Origin of the sequence: Streptomyces sp. NPDC046727 (assembly GCF_040645635.1) — a bacterium.
Lineage (GTDB): Bacteria > Actinomycetota > Actinomycetes > Streptomycetales > Streptomycetaceae > Streptomyces.
Window position 1 is genome coordinate 1 of sequence record NZ_JBEYYR010000016.1, and the last position, 14,072, is coordinate 14,072.

The window sequence follows — 14,072 nt, forward strand, 5'->3', positions numbered from 1 at the left end:
GAGGGTGCCCTCGGGGTAGAAGGCGACGCACTCGCCGCGCTCCACGGCGTCGATCGCGGCCCGGAAGGCGCTGAGCGCGTCGGTGGACTCGCGGTGGACCGGGATCTGCCCGGTGCCGCGCATGGCGGCGCCGACGAGACCCCCCTTGAACAGCCCGGCCTTCACCAGAAAGCGCGGGACCCTCCCGGTGTTGTACTGATAGTGCGCGTACGCGAAGGGGTCCACGTGGGAATTGTGGTTCACCGCGGTGATGAATCCGCCCTCGGCCGGAATGTGCTCCATGCCCCGCCAGTCCCGTCGGAGCACAACCAGAAGGACCGGCTTCACCAGGAACGCCATCAGTCGGTAGACGAAGCCGATGCGACCGCGCCGCACCCGCCCGCTGTACGCCGTGGCCCCGGCCTCGGCAGGCTGGTCCGGCGGCGGTTCACGCCCCTCCAGACGGTCGAAGGCCTGCCGCAGCCGTTCGGCGTCCTGCTCCTCGGGAACCTCGTTCAGCCCGATGTCGCTCACCACCCGGGCGGCATCGCGTACGGCGTCCGGGTCGGCGCCCGGCACGGCTGACTCGATCATCTCGCGGAGGACCTGGTCGGCGGGCATCTTCTCCGTCATACCCGCACCACCCCGCTTCCGCCCCGTGTCCCGGGATCCTGAGTGCAGGCCCAGCAGCGCCCGCCCTCCATCAGACCCTGACACAGCGTACGGGCAAGGTCCTCGGCCCGTCGGGCTGCCTCGAAGGCCGTCATGTCGTCCAGTTCCTTGGCCCGGTCGGCGATGTGCTGCACGGTGCGGGTCCAGTGCTCCTTGGCCAGGATCCAGTCCCCGGTGTGCAGCCGCTCGTTGAACTCCTCGGCGAAGCGCCGGTCGTCACCGCCCGCGGCGTAGAGGTCTGCGAGCGTTCTCATCCACCGCTCCCGCTGCGCGGAGCCGGCGGAGTACTGGCCTGTGCCCGCATCTGTTCCAGCAGGTCCGCCTCGGGCACCCGGCGGCGGCGCTCGATCTGCCGGTTGACCAGATACCCCGATGCCCCGCCGACGACCGCCGGGACCAGGAGCCACCCGGTCAGGGACAGCGGCACGCCGTACCAGGGGAACTCCGTGTCGGCCGGCGAGGTGATCCCGAGCAGCACGTTGTAGGCGGTCGTCCAGCCGAGGAGCAGGCCTCCGCCGACGTACAGCGCGAGGAAGCACGAGCCCCACCGCAGGAAGCGGGTCAGCAGCCAGTGCTGCGGCCGGTTGAGACGGGAGACGGATCTCCGCCAGTCCCGGCAGCGTTCCCGCCAGGTGTCGGGAGGCGGTGGGTCCGAGGGGGGCGGAGCAGGCTGTGCCACGGCACGAAGATAGCGAAGTCGCCGTGCGCGCAAGTCGGATACGGGCAACGCGGGGCGGCCGGAGGGTCAGCAGTCCGGGAGTCCCGGCACGGGTGCGTGCCGACTCTCACGGGTGGCGCGGCACCGGGCCACGCTGCCAGGGCGCCGCCGCCTGGCGGAGCGGGCCGCGAGCCTCCTCCGCGCCCGGGCGCTTGGCCATCAGGCGTCGAGCACCGGGGAGTTCGGCTTGGACACGATCGCCGTGCGCGTGGGCAAAGAGGGGGGTGCGCCGTTGCTTGAGGGCGGCTTCCCGGCCTCCGCGCCCATGTGGCCGTATCCCCGGCCCGGGTTCCTCCGGCCCCGGACCGAGCCCCCGTTCCCCCGGACCGGCCCCTGCTCCCCGAAGGGCCTCGGCTACTGGGCGGAGGCCGTCAGGTCGCCGCGGCGGGGTGCCGCGAAGCCCTCCAGGTCGGCGCGGGTCAGGCCGGTGAGGCGGGCGACCTCGGCGATGTCCAGGGCGCCGCAGTCCAGGCCGCGCAGCAGGTAGCCGCTGAGGGCCTTGGCGGTGGCGGGCTCGTCCATGACGTCGCCGCCGGCCCGGTTGACGTACCGGGCGAGGCGGCCCGCGGCCTGCTCGAAGCCCTCGCGGTAGAAGGCGAAGACGGCCGCGTAGCGGGTGGGGATGTGGCCGGGGTGCATGTCCCAGCCCTGGTAGTAGGCGCGGGCGAGGGCGCGCCGGGTGAGGCCGTAGTGCAGGCGCCAGGCGTCGTGGACCTTGGCGGTCGGGCCGACGGGGAGGACGTTGGTGGAGCCGTCCGAGACGCGGACGCCGGTGCCGGCCGCGGCGACCTGCATGATCGCCTTGGCGTGGTCGGCGGCCGGGTGGTCGCTGGCCTGGTAGGCGGCGGAGACGCCGAGGCAGGCGCTGTAGTCGAAGGTGCCGTAGTGCAGTCCGGTGGCGCGGCCCTCGGCTGCCTGGATCATGCGGGCGACGGTGGCGGTGCCGTCGGTGGCCAGGATGGACTGGCTGGTCTCGATCTGGATCTCGAAGCCCAGCCGGCCGGCGTCCAGGCCGTGCGCCTTCTCGAAGGCCTCCAGGAGGCGCGCGAAGGCGCTGACCTGCTCGGGGTAGGTGACCTTGGGCAGGGTGAGGACCAGGCCCTCGGGCAGGCCGCCGGCCTCCATCAGGCCGGTGAGGAAGACGTCGAGGGTGCGGATGCCCCGGTCGCGTACGGCGGCCTCCATGCACTTCGTGCGGATGCCCATGTACGGCGCCGCCGTGCCGTTCGCGTACGCCCCGGCGATCAGGCGGGCCGCGCGGGCGGCCGTCTCGTCCTCCTCGGCGTCGGGGTGGGCGCCGTAGCCGTCCTCGAAGTCGACGCGCAGGTCCTCGACGGGCTCGCGCTCCAGCTTGGCCCGGACGCGGGAGTAGACCGGCTCGGCGAGGTCGTCGGCGAGACCGAGGACGGCCGCGAAGGAGGCGGCGTCGGGGGCGTGTTCGTCGAGCAGGGCGAGAGCCTGGTCGCCCCAGGTGCGCAGGGTGTCGGCGGCGAAGGCGTCACCGGGGACGTAGACGGTGTGGACGGGCTGCCGGGTGCCGGGGTCCCCGGGGTAGCGGCGCTCCAGCTCCGCGTCGACCGGTGCGAGGGAGGCGCTGATCTCCTCGCTGACGGCGCCCGCGAGGCTCGTTGCCACCTTCTCCTGCTGACCCATCCCACACCCTCCAGACTTTCCGCTGTACGGAATCAACAATCCGTATGGCGAAGTTATCTGCCAACCTTCCCGCTGGTCAACACCGCATCCCGTCCGCTCCACTCCGCGCTCTCGGCATGTTCACATGCGTCTGGGACCGTCGGGGCCGCACACTCCTACCGCACAGCGCATCAGCAAGGACTCGTCCGGAAGCCGTTCGCAGAAGGAGCAGCCGTGTCGATCCTCAGCCGCGTCACGCGCCGTATGGGCCTGAAGACCGCGTTGGCCGCCACGGTCTCCCTACCCCTGTCCAGTACAGCACTCTCCGCCGACCTCGCCTCGGCGGGTGGACACCACGGCGGTCCGCTCCGCGTGATGTCGTTCAACCTGCGCTACGCGAGCACCGCCGAGCCCCACAGCTGGGCCGCCCGCAGGCCCGTGACGCACGCCCTGCTGCACCGCGAGCGACCCCACGTCATCGGCACACAGGAGGGCCTCTACCAGCAGCTGCGCGACATCGAGGCCGACCTGGGAGCCCCCTACGACTGGATCGGCACCGGACGCGCGGGCGGCAGCCGCGACGAGTTCATGGCGGTCTTCTACGACACCCGCCGGCTCGCCCCGCGGGAGTACGACCACTTCTGGCTCTCCGACACCCCGGACGTGATCGGCTCCAACACCTGGGGCGGCGGCTCCATCCGCATGGTGACCTGGGTCCGGTTCCGCGATCTGCATGACGGCGACCGGGAGTTCTACTTCCTGAACACCCACCTGGACAACCGCAGCCAGAACGCACGCGCGCGTGCCGCCGCGCTGATCTCCCAGCGCGTCGCCGGGCTCGACCGCTCGCTCCCGCTCGTCGTCACCGGCGACTTCAACGTCGCCGCCCACGAGAACCCGGTCTACGACACGATGCTGGGTGCCGGCCTGGCCGACACCTGGGACACCGCGGCCGAGCGCGGCGAGCTGTACGGGACGTTCCACGGCTACAAGCCGCTGACGCCGGGCGGCGACCGCATCGACTGGATCCTCGCGACCCCCGGTGTCACGGCCCACCGGGCCTCGGTCAACACGTTCTCCCTGCACGGCCGGTTTCCCAGCGATCACCTGCCGGTGCAGGCTTCCCTGACGCTGGGATGAGGCGAGGCCCCCGTGACCGTCGGCGCGGTCACGGGGGCCTCGTACAGCGAAGGCGGATCTCAGCCCTTGCGGGTCTTGATCTCCTCGGTCAGCTGCGGCACGACGTCGAACAGGTCGCCGACCACGCCGAAGTCGACCAGCTCGAAGATCGGGGCCTCGGCGTCCTTGTTGACGGCCACGATGGTCTTCGAGGTCTGCATGCCGGCGCGGTGCTGGATGGCGCCGGAGATGCCGTTGGCGATGTACAGCTGCGGCGAGACCGACTTACCGGTCTGGCCGACCTGGTTGGTGTGCGGGTACCAGCCGGCGTCGACGGCGGCACGGGAGGCGCCGACGGCCGCACCGAGGGCGTCGGCCAGCGCCTCGATGATCGAGAAGTTCTCGGCGCCGTTCACACCGCGGCCACCGGAGACCACGATCGCGGCCTCGGTCAGCTCCGGGCGGCCCGTCGACTCACGCGGCGTACGGCCGGTGACCTTGGTGCCCGTGGCCTTGTCGGAGAAGGTCACGGCCAGGGCCTCGACGCTGCCGGCGGCCGGGGCGGCCTCGACGGCGGCCGAGTTCGGCTTGACCGTGATGACCGGGGTGCCCTTGATGACCCGGGACTTGGTGGTGAAGGACGCGGCGAACACCGACTGGGTGGCCACCGGGCCCTCGTCGCCGGCCTCCAGGTCGACGGCGTCGGTGATGATGCCCGAGCCGATGCGCAGCGCCAGGCGGGCGGCGATCTCCTTGCCCTCGGCGGAGGACGGGACCAGCACGGCGGCCGGGGAGACGGCCTCGTAGGCGGCCTGCAGGGCGTCCACCTTCGGGACGACCAGGTACTCGGCGTACTCGGCGGCCTCGTGGGTGAGGACCTTCACCGCGCCGTGCTCGGCGAGCGTGGCGGCGGTGCCGGCGGCGCCGTTGCCCAGCGCGACGGCGACCGGCTCGCCGAGGCGGCGGGCCAGGGTCAGCAGCTCCAGGGTGGGCTTGCGGACGGCACCGTCCACGTGGTCGACGTAGACGAGGACTTCAGCCATGGGATTGCTCTCCTGCGTAACGAAGTTGAGGGGCGGTCAGCGGCGGGCGAGCCTTAGATGAACTTCTGGCTCGCGAGGAACTCAGCGAGCTGCTTGCCGCCCTCGCCCTCGTCCTTGACGATGGTGCCGGCCGTACGGGCCGGACGCTCGGTCGCGGTCTCGACCTTGGTGAACGCGCCGTCCAGGCCGACCTCCTCGGCCTCGATGTCCAGGTCGGACAGGTCCCAGGACTCAACCGGCTTCTTCTTGGCCGCCATGATGCCCTTGAAGGACGGGTAGCGGGCCTCGCCGGACTGGTCGGTCACGGAGACGATCGCCGGGAGCGCGGCCTCCAGCTGCTCCGAGGCGGCGTCGCCGTCGCGGCGGCCCTTGACCGTGCCGTCCTCGACGGAGACCTCGGAGAGCAGGGTGACCTGCGGGACGCCCAGGCGCTCGGCGACCAGCGCGGGGACGACACCCATGGTGCCGTCGGTGGAGGCCATGCCGGAGATGACCAGGTCGTAGCCGGCCTTCTCGATGGCCTTGGCCAGGACCAGCGAGGTGCCGATGGCGTCGGTGCCGTGCAGGTCGTCGTCCTCGACGTGGATGGCCTTGTCGGCACCCATCGACAGGGCCTTGCGGAGCGCGTCCTTGGCGTCCTCGGGGCCGACCGTCAGGACGGTGACCTCGGCGTCGTCCGCGTTCTCCGCGATCTGCAGGGCCTGCTCGACCGCGTACTCGTCCAGCTCGGAGAGCAGACCGTCCACGTCGTCGCGGTCGACAGTCAGGTCATCGGCGAAGTGCCGGTCGCCAGTGGCGTCGGGCACGTACTTCACAGTGACAACGATCCTCAAGCTCACGCCGGCTCTCCTACTGCATCGACATTTCCGGGCTGCCTCTTGCAGGCAGCATAGGCGCCTCAAGCGGCCGATCCCGATCGGGGCGTCCGCGCGCTCCGAACGAAATATTACTCGTCAGTACACCCAGTTCATGCCCGCTAAGCAAGCGCTTTGAACTGTGACCTTCGCAACGCAGCGTAACCGGAACTCGACGGCTTCGCAGGAGGGGGCGACGTGATCAATCCCGCAGGCCGCTGAAGCGGCCCTGGTGGTAGAGGAGCGGGCGGCCGGCGCCCGAGGGGTCGCCGAGGACCACCTCGGCGAGCACGATCCGGTGATCGCCGGCCGGGACCCGCCCGACGATCCGGCAGACCAGCCAGGCGAGCACGTCGTCCAGCACCGGTACGCCCTCCGGGCCCTCCCGCCAGGCGGTGGGCGCGCCGAAGCGGTCGGCGCCGCTGCGCGCGAAGGTGGCGGCCAGCTCGCTCTGGTGCTCGCCGAGCAGGTGCACGCCGACATGGTCGGCGTCGGAGATCGCGGGCCAGCTGGAGGCGCCCGTGCCTATGCCGAAGGAGACGAGCGGCGGCTCGGCGGAGACGGAGGTGAGGGAGGTGGCGGTGAAGCCGACCGGGCCGGAGGCCCCGCGCGCGGTGATCACCGCGACACCGGCGGCGTGCCGGCGGAAGGTGGTGCGCAGCAGATCGGGCGAGGCGAGCTGAGGGGTGCCGAGGTCGGGCGTGGCCGTCATGGAGTTGTCCTTCTGCGAGAAGTGAGAAGCGGGTCCGTGGCTGCTCAGCAACCAGGACAGCGCGCGCTCGCGGTGCGGGCGAGGTCGACGTGGACCCGCCCGAAGAGAAGGAGTTCGATCGGCATACGGTCAGGCTGACGATAGTTGGTGGGCACAGTCAAGTGCGTTCCGGGATCTGGAAGATGTCTCATCCCTGCCTGAAGCCTCCTCACACGGCCTCCCCGAGGGCCGCGATGACGTCCGCCTTACGGGGCTGCCCGGTGGCGCGCCGCACCACCCGTCCGCCGGCGTCCAGGACCAGGACGGTGGGCGTCTTGAGGATCTGCAGCTCGCGTACGAGGTCCAGGCGGGCCTCGGCGTCGATCTCGACATGGGTCACGCCCGGGACCATCCCGGCGACCTCGCCGAGGATGCGCCGGGTCGCCCGGCAGGGTGCGCAGAAGGCGCTGGAGAACTGCACGAGCGTGGCGCGCTCCCCCAGTTCACCGCCGAGTTCGGCCGTTCCGAGCCGCTTGCCGTCGTCGCGCCCGCGCACCCGCGTTCTCCCGTTCCGCCGCTTGCGCAGCACTCCGTGGGCGCCCGCCGCGGCGAACACCGCCCCGCACACCACCAGTCCGGTCCTCTCCGGCACAAGCATTCACGTGACCGCAAAGATTCCCGCCCCCCGGGGAGTTTCCGCTGCGGAACGCTGATGCATGGGCATCGATGCGTTCGACACGGGTGGAGCAAGGAGACTCGAAGATCCGAGAGGGGATGTAGGCCGACGTGACGAGGATCTCGCCGCCGCGGGGCACCAGGACTGGCTCCCCGTCCGTTCTTCGGGCACGATCTGCGAGACGCCGTAAACCTACGGCTGCGTAACTTTCCCGCCGGGAGCCCCTTTCCCGAGCAGAGCAGAAAGGGTCCGCCCCGCCCATGGCAGAGCTGGTCTACCGTCCCGTCATCGGATTCGCCAAGACGTTGTTCAAGGTCTGGGACCTGAAGATCGACTGCCAGGGGTCGGAGAACATCCCGCGCTCGGGCGGTGCCGTGCTGGTGAGCAATCACATCAGCTATCTGGACTTCGTCTTCAATGGCCTGGCCGCCCTGCCGCAGAAGCGTCTGGTGCGTTTCATGGCGAAGGAGTCCGTCTTCCGGCACAAGGTCTCGGGACCGCTGATGCGCGGGATGAAGCACATCCCGGTGGACCGCAACCAGGGCGAGGCGGCGTACGCGCACGCGCTGGACTCCCTGCGCTCCGGCGAGATCATCGGGGTGTTCCCGGAGGCGACGATCTCGCAGTCGTTCACGCTGAAGAGCTTCAAGTCGGGTGCGGCCCGGCTGGCCCAGGAGGCGGGCGTCCCGCTGGTCCCGATGGCGGTGTGGGGCACGCAGCGGCTGTGGACGAAGGGCCACCCCCGCAACTTCAAGCGCAACCACCTGCCCGTCACGATCCGCGTCGGCGAGGCGGTGGAGGCACCCCGCGACCAGTACGCGGGCGCCATCACCCGCCGCCTGCGCGAGCGCGTCCAGGAACTCCTCGACGCCGCCCAGCGCGCCTACCCGGGCCGCCCCAAGGGCCCGGAGGACTCCTGGTGGCTGCCCTCGCACCTGGGCGGCACGGCGCCGACGGCGGAGCAGCTGCGCACGGCGGAGGCGCACTGACGCCCGCGGCGCCGCGCGGGCGGTAGCCGCACATCAGGCACAGCCCAGCGCCTCGGGCGCGTTGCGGCCGGCCCGATCAAGGACCGGCCGGGAACTGCGGGGACGATCCGCTCAGAGGCCGCTGGGGAGCGTCTTCCACAGGTGCGGGCGGTCGGGTGCGGCCCGCAGCGCGGCGAGGACGACCGGATGCGGTTCCGCGTACAGGACCGGATAGTCCAGCTCCTGGGCCGCAGGGTCGGGGATCCAGGCCAGCCGCTCACCCTCCAGGGAGAACTGGGCGTCGACGCCCGGGATGTTGCCGCGGGGATCCTGCCGGTGCCAGGCCCCGTGGAAGCGGACGGCGATCAGACCGTGCACCGCGTGGCCGCCCTCGTCGTCGGTCAGACGCTGGTAGCACAGGGCCGCCGGGATGTCCTCGGCGCGCAGCAGTGCGGCCAGGGCGTGGGCCTTGGCGTAGCAGATGCCGGTGCCCAGGGCCAGCACGTCGGAGGCGCGCCAGGTGACGCGGAGGTCACCGGAGTCCTGGGAGTGCGGGATGGTGTCCCGGACGAATTCATAGGCGGCCCGCGCATACTCATACGAGTCGGCGGCCTCCGCGGCCAGCCGGGCGGCCGTTTCCCTGACCACCGGATGATGGTGGTCGATGACCTCGTCGGCGGCCAAGTAGGCGGACAGGTCGGCGGTGTTCTGGATCAGCTCCATGCCCGCAGAGCATAGGAATGCGATCACCCGAGCGTCAATGACTTTTCGGGTGACCGCATACCTATGCAGACACAGACCTCAGTGGGCCATCTCCTCCTTGAGGGCGGCCACGAACGCGTCGACGTCGTCCTCGGTGGTGTCGAAGGAGCACATCCAGCGCACCACGCCGGCGGCCTCGTCCCAGAAGTAGAACCGGAACCGCTTCTGCAGCCGCTCGCTCACGTCGTGCGGCAGCTTGGCGAAGACGCCGTTGGCCTGCACGGGGTAGAGGATCTCCACGCCGTGCACCGCACGGACGCCCTCGGCGAGCCGCTGGGCCATCTCGTTGGCGTGGCGGGCGTTGCGCAGCCACAGGTCCTTGGCGAGGAGGGCCTCCAACTGCACGGAGACGAAGCGCATCTTGGAGGCCAGCTGCATCGACATCTTCCGCAGGTGCTTCATCTGCCGCACCGCGTCCTGGTTGATGACGACGACGGCCTCGCCGAACAGCGCGCCGTTCTTCGTCCCGCCCAGCGAGAGGATGTCGACGCCTACCGCGTTGGTGAACGTCCGCATGGGCACGTTCAGGGAGGCGGCGGCGTTGGATATCCGGGAGCCGTCCAGGTGCACCTTCATCCCGCGCGCATGGGCGTGCTCACAGATCGCGCGGATCTCCTCGGGCGTGTAGAGGGTGCCCAGCTCCGTGGACTGTGTGATCGAGACGACCTGCGGCATCGCGCGGTGCTCGTCCTCCCAGCCCCAGGCCTGCCGGTCGATCAGCTCGGGCGTGAGCTTGCCGTCGGGCGTGGGCACGGTGAGCAGCTTCAGCCCGCCCATGCGCTCGGGCGCGCCGCCCTCGTCCACGTTGATGTGCGCGCTCTCGGCGCAGACCACGGCACCCCAGCGGTCGGTGACCGCCTGGAGCGCGACCACGTTCGCGCCGGTACCGTTGAAGACCGGGAAGGCCTCCGCGGTGGCCCCGAAGTGGCTCCGGATGATCCCCTGGAGGTTCTCGGTGTAGTCGTCCTCGCCGTACGCCACCTGGTGGCCGCCGTTGGCCAGGGCCAGGGCGGCCATCACCTCGGGGTGGCCTCCGGCGTAGTTGTCACTGGCGAAACCGCGGACCTGCGGGTCGTGGTGGCGACGCGCGTCGGTCTTGGGAGGGTTCACGGCTTCTCGGTCAGCCACAGACGGTTTCCGTTCACTTCGGCGGCGGACTTGGTCCAGACGCCCTCGATGGCCTCGGCCAGGTCCTTGACGTCCGTGAAGCCCGCGAACTTCGCGTTGGGGCGTTCGGCGCGCATCGCGTCGTGCACCAGCGCCTTCACCACCAGGATCGTAGCCGCCGAGCGCGGGCCCTCCTCGCCGCCGGCCTTGCGGAAGCCGTCGGCCATCGCGAGCGTCCAGGCCTCGGCGGCGGCCTTGGCCGCGGAGTACGCCGCGTTGCCCGCGGTGGGCTTCGAGGCGCCGGCCGCACTGATGAGCACGTACCGGCCGCGGTCGCTTCGCTGCAGGGCGTCGTAGAAGGCGAGCGAGGTGTGCTGGACGGTGCGGACGAGCAGCTTCTCCAGCAGGTCCCAGTCGGCCAGGTCGGTGTCGGCGAAGGTCGCGCCGCCGCGCCAGCCGCCGACGAGGTGGACCAGGCCGTCGACGCGGCCGTGGTCCTTCTCGATGCGATCGGCCCAGGCCCGGGTGGAGTCCAGGTCGAGCAGGTCGACGGTCTCGCCGGTGACGGTGGCGCCGCCCCGGGCGTAGCGGGCCGCGTCCACGGACTCCGCCAGCCGCTCGGGGTTGTTGTCCGCGCCGACGACGACCGCGCCCGCCTCCGCGAGCCGGACCAGCGCCGCGTGCCCGGCGGGGCCGCCCGCGCCGGCCACCGCGATCACCGCGCCACTGAGAGACCCGTTGTTCCCCACGATCTTCCCCTCTGAAACTGTCGTCCGGTCGCGGTCGCTCACGCGGCGATCCGCTCGGCGGTGTCCGCCGTGATGCCCTTGGTGGAGGCGATCACATTCTTCAGCTTCTTGGACAGCGCCTCATAGAACATGCTCAGCGGAAACTCGTCCGGAAGCACGTCGTCCACGAGCTTGCGGGGCGGCTGGGTCAGGTCCAGGGCGTCCGGGCCCTTGGCCCACTTGGAGCCGGGGTGCGGCGCCAGGTAGGTGGAGACCAGCTCGTAGCCGGCGAACCAGTGCACCAGCTTCGGGCGGTCGATGCCGTCCCGGTAGAGCTTCTCGATCTCGGCGCACAGCTGGTTGGTGACCTGCGGGGCACGCTCCCAGTCGATGGAGAGCTTGTTGTCGGTCCAGCGGATGACGTCGTGCTGGTGCAGGTAGGCGAAGAGCAGCTGGCCGCCGACGCCGTCGTAGTTGCGGTTGCGGTCGCCGGTGACCGGGAAGCGGAACATGCGGTCGAAGAGCACCGCGTACTGCACGTCACGGGCCTGCGGGACGCCGTCCGCCTGGAGCTTCACGGCCTCCTTGAAGGCGGTGAGGTCACAGCGCAGCTCCTCCAGGCCGTACATCCAGAACGGCTGGCGCTGCTTGATCATGAACGGGTCGAACGGCAGGTCGCCGTGGCTGTGGGTGCGGTCGTGGACCATGTCCCAGAGCACGAAGGCCTCTTCGCAGCGCTTCTGGTCGTGGACCATCGCGGCGATGTCCTCGGGCAGCTCCAGGCCCAGGATGTCGACGGCGGCGTCGGTCACCCGGCGGAAGCGCGCGGCCTCGCGGTCACAGAAGATGCCACCCCAGGAGAAACGTTCCGGCGCCTCGCGTACGGCGATGGTCTCCGGGAAGAGGACGGCGGAGTTGGTGTCGTAGCCCGCGGTGAAGTCCTCGAAGGTGATGCCGCAGAACAGCGGGTTGTCGTAGCGGGTGCGCTCCAGCTCGGCCAGCCAGTCCGGCCAGACCATGCGCAGCACGACCGCCTCCAGGTTGCGGTCCAGGTTGCCGTTCTGCGTGTACATCGGGAACACGACCAGGTGCTGCAGGCCGTCCGCGCGGTTCGCGGCGGGCTGGAAGGCCAGCAGGGAATCCAGGAAGTCCGGGACCGCGAAGCCGCCCTCGGCCCAGCGGCGCAGGTCCTTCACCAGGGCCTGGTGGTAGGCGGCGTCGTGCGGGACCAGCGGGGAGAGCTGCTCGACCGCGCCGGCGACACGCTCGACGGCCGCCACGACGTCGGCACGCTCCGGGGCGCCCTCGGCGTCGAAGTCGATCGACCCGTCCTTCGACTGCCATGGCCGGATCTGCTCCACGGCATCCTTGAGCACGGGCCAAGCCGGGTGCTCAACCACCCTGGTCAGCGAAGGAACCTGTCCCTCGGTACCCGACTGCACAAGAATTTCCGTCATGTCCCATCCTCCACGGGAGAACCTCGCGTATGGACACCGTATGCATACCCCGTTTCTCTCAGCAAGAGCCTGATCGGGAAAATATTCTGCTGGGCCCCTTGGTCACCGATGTTTTTCCTGCCGTCCACCGTGACGACGCTCACTTCCACCGAGTGCGTCCCGCCCTCTCAGGGGCGGTTCCCTGATCGGTCAAGGACATGGGGACTCGCCCACGGGAGGGTGACGGCCAGGGCGGGTACCGGCCAACTGGCGCCCGCCCCGCGCCCCGAATGCCCGGCGCAGCCGCGGGTTCAACGCGCGGCCCGGCCATTAGGCTGCGACCTTGCCGCGTGGACGACGAGGTCCGGAACGGGGGCCACCGGTCCGCGCGTCGCCGAGCCGCCGTCGACGGAAGCGAGTTGAACCTTGAACTTCCTTACCATCGGTCACCGCGGGGTCATGGGCGTCGAGCCCGAGAACACCCTCCGTTCCTTCGTCGCCGCGCAGCAGGCCGGCCTCGACCTGATCGAACTCGATCTGCACCTGAGCAAGGACGGCGCCCTGGTCGTCATGCACGACGCGGACGTGGACCGTACGACCGACGGCTCCGGACCGATCGCCGACAAGACCCTCGCGGAGCTGCGCGCCCTGGACGCGGGCCGCGGGGAGCGGGTGCCGGTCTTCGAGGAGGTTCTGGAGGCGGTCCGCACGCCGCTGCAGGCCGAGATCAAGGATGTGGCGGCGGCGCGGGCACTGGCCGAGGTGATGCACGCCCGGGATCTGACCGCGCGGGTGGAGGTGTCCTCGTTCCACGACGAGGCGGTCGCCGAGATCGCGCGGTTGGTGCCGGGCGTGCGCACCGCGCTGATCGCGAGCCGGTACGGCACCGACGTGGTGGAGCGCGCCGTCGCCGTGGGTGCCGCGACCGTGTGTCTCAACATCCGCCGGCTCACCCTGGAGATCGTCGAGCACGCGCGCGCGTCCGGGCTGCGGATCATCGGCTGGGTGGTCAACACCCAGGACCATCTGCGGCTGGTCCGCGCCCTGGAGCTGGACGGGGCGACAACGGACTATCCGCAGATCAAGCGGACGGGCCGGTTCACCGCGTGACCCGGCGCCGGGCCCCGCGCACGAACGTCACACCAGCGGCTTGACCAGCACCTCGAACCGCAGGTCGGTGCGCTGCGGAATGCCGTAGCGCTCGTCGCCGTACGGGAAGGGCTTCATCCGTCCCGTACGGCGGTAGCCGCGGCGCTCGTACCAGGCGATCAGGTCGTCCCGTACGGAGATCACCGCCATCTGCATCTCCGTGGCCCCCCAGGTCTCCCGGGCCAGGCGCTCCGCCTCCGCCATGACGACCTTGCCGAGGCCCGCGCCCTGCATCGCGGGGCTGACCGCGAACATGCCGAAGTAGGCGTGATCCGTGCGGTCTTCCAGCTGGCAGCAGGCGACGATACGGCCGTCCTGCTCGACGGTCAGCAGCCGGCTCCGCGGCGCCTTGATCACCTCCAGCACGCCCTGGGGGTCGGTCCGCTGCCCCTCCAGGATGTCCGCCTCGGTCGTCCACCCGGTCCGGCTGCTGTCCCCCCGGTACGCCGACTCGATCAGCGCGACGAGGGCGTCGACGTCGGCGTCGGTGGCGTCGCGGAAGGTGAGTCCGGTGGCGGGACGGTCCATGACGGGGGTC

16 protein-coding genes are annotated in these 14,072 nt (G+C 70.8%); 3 read left to right on the forward strand and 13 right to left on the reverse strand.

The window, feature by feature from the left end; all coding sequences use genetic code 11:
* The 4 genes from ABZ937_RS20790 to ABZ937_RS20805 form a co-directional block, all read right to left on the reverse strand.
* Positions 1-612: lysophospholipid acyltransferase family protein (locus ABZ937_RS20790; protein WP_361693856.1), on the reverse strand; the 612-nt coding region annotated here is incomplete at its 3' end.
* On the reverse strand, positions 609-905 hold the full coding sequence (locus tag ABZ937_RS20795) for a DUF6313 family protein (RefSeq protein ID WP_361693858.1): 297 nt from the start codon (positions 903-905) through the stop codon (positions 609-611). The genes ABZ937_RS20790 and ABZ937_RS20795, both read right to left, overlap by 4 nt.
* Positions 902-1,330, reverse strand: a complete 429-nt coding sequence (locus tag ABZ937_RS20800; RefSeq protein WP_361693860.1) for a DUF6313 family protein — start codon at positions 1,328-1,330, stop codon at positions 902-904. Before ABZ937_RS20800 ends, ABZ937_RS20795 begins: the two co-directional genes overlap by 4 nt.
* Positions 1,331-1,723: 393 nt before the next feature.
* Complete coding sequence (locus ABZ937_RS20805) at positions 1,724-3,022, reverse strand: aldolase (protein ID WP_361693862.1); 1,299 nt, start codon at positions 3,020-3,022, stop codon at positions 1,724-1,726.
* 213 nt (positions 3,023-3,235) lie between these two features.
* Between ABZ937_RS20805 and ABZ937_RS20810 the strand changes: the two genes are divergently transcribed.
* A complete protein-coding gene (locus ABZ937_RS20810; protein WP_361693864.1) occupies positions 3,236-4,141 on the forward strand; it encodes an endonuclease/exonuclease/phosphatase family protein in 906 nt (301 codons plus the stop codon).
* 59 nt (positions 4,142-4,200) lie between these two features.
* On the opposite strand, the gene ABZ937_RS20815 is transcribed toward ABZ937_RS20810, so the two are convergent.
* The 4 genes from ABZ937_RS20815 to ABZ937_RS20830 form a co-directional block, all read right to left on the reverse strand.
* On the reverse strand, positions 4,201-5,163 hold the full coding sequence (locus tag ABZ937_RS20815) for an electron transfer flavoprotein subunit alpha/FixB family protein (RefSeq protein ID WP_361693866.1): 963 nt from the start codon (positions 5,161-5,163) through the stop codon (positions 4,201-4,203).
* A 53-nt stretch (positions 5,164-5,216) separates the two neighbouring features.
* Positions 5,217-6,002 (reverse strand): electron transfer flavoprotein subunit beta/FixA family protein, encoded by a 786-nt coding sequence (locus ABZ937_RS20820; RefSeq protein WP_361693868.1) that lies wholly within the window; start codon positions 6,000-6,002, stop codon positions 5,217-5,219.
* Between the two features lie 217 nt (positions 6,003-6,219).
* Complete coding sequence (locus ABZ937_RS20825) at positions 6,220-6,729, reverse strand: flavin reductase family protein (protein WP_361693870.1); 510 nt, start codon at positions 6,727-6,729, stop codon at positions 6,220-6,222.
* 208 nt (positions 6,730-6,937) lie between these two features.
* Positions 6,938-7,366, reverse strand: coding sequence for a thioredoxin family protein (locus ABZ937_RS20830; protein ID WP_361693872.1), 429 nt, complete (start codon positions 7,364-7,366; stop codon positions 6,938-6,940).
* 278 nt (positions 7,367-7,644) lie between these two features.
* Between ABZ937_RS20830 and ABZ937_RS20835 the strand changes: the two genes are divergently transcribed.
* The gene (locus tag ABZ937_RS20835; protein WP_361693874.1) at positions 7,645-8,373 is read left to right on the forward strand and encodes a lysophospholipid acyltransferase family protein; all 729 of its coding nucleotides are present in this window, start codon (positions 7,645-7,647) and stop codon (positions 8,371-8,373) included.
* Positions 8,374-8,484: 111 nt separating this feature from the next.
* On the opposite strand, the gene ABZ937_RS20840 is transcribed toward ABZ937_RS20835, so the two are convergent.
* The 4 genes from ABZ937_RS20840 to ABZ937_RS20855 form a co-directional block, all read right to left on the reverse strand.
* On the reverse strand, positions 8,485-9,075 hold the full coding sequence (locus tag ABZ937_RS20840) for a transglutaminase domain-containing protein (protein ID WP_361693876.1): 591 nt from the start codon (positions 9,073-9,075) through the stop codon (positions 8,485-8,487).
* Between the two features lie 78 nt (positions 9,076-9,153).
* A complete protein-coding gene (locus ABZ937_RS20845) occupies positions 9,154-10,224 on the reverse strand; it encodes a low specificity L-threonine aldolase (RefSeq protein ID WP_361693878.1) in 1,071 nt (356 codons plus the stop codon).
* Positions 10,221-11,012 (reverse strand): SDR family oxidoreductase, encoded by a 792-nt coding sequence (locus ABZ937_RS20850; RefSeq protein ID WP_361693880.1) that lies wholly within the window; start codon positions 11,010-11,012, stop codon positions 10,221-10,223. Before ABZ937_RS20850 ends, ABZ937_RS20845 begins: the two co-directional genes overlap by 4 nt.
* Complete coding sequence (locus ABZ937_RS20855; protein ID WP_361693882.1) at positions 11,009-12,406, reverse strand: DUF6421 family protein; 1,398 nt, start codon at positions 12,404-12,406, stop codon at positions 11,009-11,011. The genes ABZ937_RS20850 and ABZ937_RS20855 overlap by 4 nt, the downstream gene beginning before the upstream one ends.
* A gap of 405 nt (positions 12,407-12,811) precedes the next feature.
* On the opposite strand from ABZ937_RS20855, the gene ABZ937_RS20860 reads away from it, so the two are divergent.
* Positions 12,812-13,495, forward strand: coding sequence for a glycerophosphodiester phosphodiesterase family protein (locus tag ABZ937_RS20860; protein ID WP_361693884.1), 684 nt, complete (start codon positions 12,812-12,814; stop codon positions 13,493-13,495).
* A gap of 27 nt (positions 13,496-13,522) precedes the next feature.
* On the opposite strand, the gene ABZ937_RS20865 is transcribed toward ABZ937_RS20860, so the two are convergent.
* A complete protein-coding gene (locus ABZ937_RS20865; RefSeq protein ID WP_361693886.1) occupies positions 13,523-14,062 on the reverse strand; it encodes a GNAT family N-acetyltransferase in 540 nt (179 codons plus the stop codon).
* Positions 14,063-14,072: the final 10 nt, after the last annotated feature.